The following is a 1,868-nucleotide window of genomic DNA, read 5'->3' on the forward strand; positions in this document are numbered from 1 at the left end:
ACGAGGACGCTATGGCTACCGAGAAGCTGGCCGATGGTATCCGCCGGTTCACAGCCGACCAGATTGAACTGGAGAACCGGGTCCGGCAGCTGGCCAGGGCGGCCTGACGCGGCGCCTCAAACCAAACACAGAAGTGGGACTGTCCGATCATGATCGAGCGCCTGAAAAAATTGTTTGCGGCACCGGAAGCTGAACGCGAGAAGCCCGATAACCATCAGCTCGCAGTGGCTGCCACGGCATTGATGGTTCAGCTTTCCCGTGTCGACCAGGATGAAGACGAGCGCGAACTGCAGGCCATTGTTGATGGCGCAGTAAAAGCACATCAGGTAACCCGGGCCGAAGCCGAGGAAATTCTGGAAGACGCCCTTAGCCACGCAGACGATGCCACGTCGCTCTATGAATTTACCGGCCAGATCAACGAGTACCTGGACCAGGAAGGAAAACAGGCCCTGCTGGAAAGTATCTGGCGCGTGGCCTTTGCGGATGGCCGCATCGACAAGTACGAAGAACACCTTATTCGCCGCATGGCAGACCTGCTGCATCTTAATCATCGGGAGTTCATGCAGGCGCGGCACCGGGCGCAAGACGCAGGTTCTTAAAAGGAGACAGCATGCTAGCGATTCTTCATCCGAATACCGCTCTGGACAGCGAAGAATACCGACAGACCATGCACTACCTCGAGAATCTCCCGAACGTGTCGGTTCGGGTTCATGAGGTTCAGGGCGCCACCCAGAGGCTGACCGAAATCTATCTTCTCGGGGACACCAAGCCCCTGAACAAGGAAGAGATCGAAGCCCTACCTGCGGTCGAACGGGCCATACGCATTTCGGACGACTACCGTATTCTTGGGCGCCACCGGGACGATCGACGGCAAAGCGGCTTCACCTACAACGGTGTCGAGTTCAGTCAATCCAACCTGAACATCTTTGCCGGGCTGTGCGCGGTTGATGTGCCCGAACACGTCGACATGATGATGAAGGCCCTGGAAGGCCATGGGGAAGTCTGCACACGAATGGGCGCCTACAAGCCGCGCACCAACCCTTATTCATTCCAGGGCCACGGCAAGGGCTGCCTCCCCTGGGTGTTTGAAAAGGCGGGGAAACACGGCATCAAGGTTATCGCCATGGAGATCACTCATGAGAGCCACATTGAGGAAATCGACAACTGCCTCGAAAAGCTTGGCCGTCCCACCGGTGTAATGCTGCAGGTGGGCACCCGCAATACCCAGAACTTCGAGCTGCTCAAGGCCATTGGCCGCCAGAGTACCTATCCGGTACTGCTCAAACGCGGGTTCGGGATTACCCTGAATGAATCCCTCAACGCTGCCGAGTATCTGGCCAGCGAAGGCAACGCTAATGTCATCTTCTGCCTGAGGGGCATGAAAACCGAAGCCGGCCAGCCCCATCGGAACATGGTGGATTTCGCCCATGTGCCGGCGGTCAAGCGCCTCACCCGTATGCCAGTCTGTGTGGATCCTTCCCATTCGGTGGGCAGCCGCGAGCAGTCTCCGGACGGCATCCTTGATGTCATGCACGCGACCGCCCAGGGCGTCGTCGCCGGTGCCAACATGGTGCTCGTGGATTTCCACCCCAAGCCGGAAAGAGCCCTGGTGGACGGCCCCCAGGCCCTGCTGATGAACGAGCTGCCGGCGTACCTCGAAGACATACGCCTTTGCCACGACACCTGGAAGAAGCGCCAGGCCATTTACCAACGCCTGAAGGATGATGCAGCGGAATGATTGTCTACGGACACAGAGGCGCCAAGGGAGAAGCTCCCGAAAACACCCTTCCGGGATTTACGCATGCTTACCGGCACGGTATCCGGCATTTTGAACTGGATCTCGTATTGTCAAAGGACGGCAAGCCGGT

The 1,868-nt window shown here is 58.2% G+C and carries 3 protein-coding genes and 1 pseudogene (1 of these 4 cut by a window edge); all 4 read left to right on the plus strand.

Annotation, left to right across the window (positions count from 1 at the left end; genetic code table 11):
- Positions 1-107: pseudogene (tal, locus tag B2W52_RS08415) on the plus strand (transaldolase); it begins 869 nt to the left of the window's first position.
- Between the two features lie 42 nt (positions 108-149).
- Positions 150-599 carry a tellurite resistance TerB family protein gene (locus B2W52_RS08420; protein ID WP_014577563.1) on the plus strand — a complete coding sequence of 150 codons (450 nt, stop codon included), beginning with the start codon at positions 150-152 and terminating at the stop codon, positions 597-599.
- Between the two features lie 11 nt (positions 600-610).
- Complete coding sequence (locus B2W52_RS08425) at positions 611-1,738, plus strand: 3-deoxy-7-phosphoheptulonate synthase (RefSeq protein WP_053112419.1); 1,128 nt, start codon at positions 611-613, stop codon at positions 1,736-1,738.
- A partial coding sequence (locus B2W52_RS08430) for a glycerophosphodiester phosphodiesterase (RefSeq protein ID WP_286802540.1) occupies positions 1,735-1,868 on the plus strand: 134 nt, incomplete at its 3' end. The genes B2W52_RS08425 and B2W52_RS08430, both read left to right, overlap by 4 nt.

It is taken from the genome of Marinobacter sp. UBA2498, from assembly GCF_002341575.1.
Lineage (GTDB): Bacteria > Pseudomonadota > Gammaproteobacteria > Pseudomonadales > Oleiphilaceae > Marinobacter > Marinobacter manganoxydans.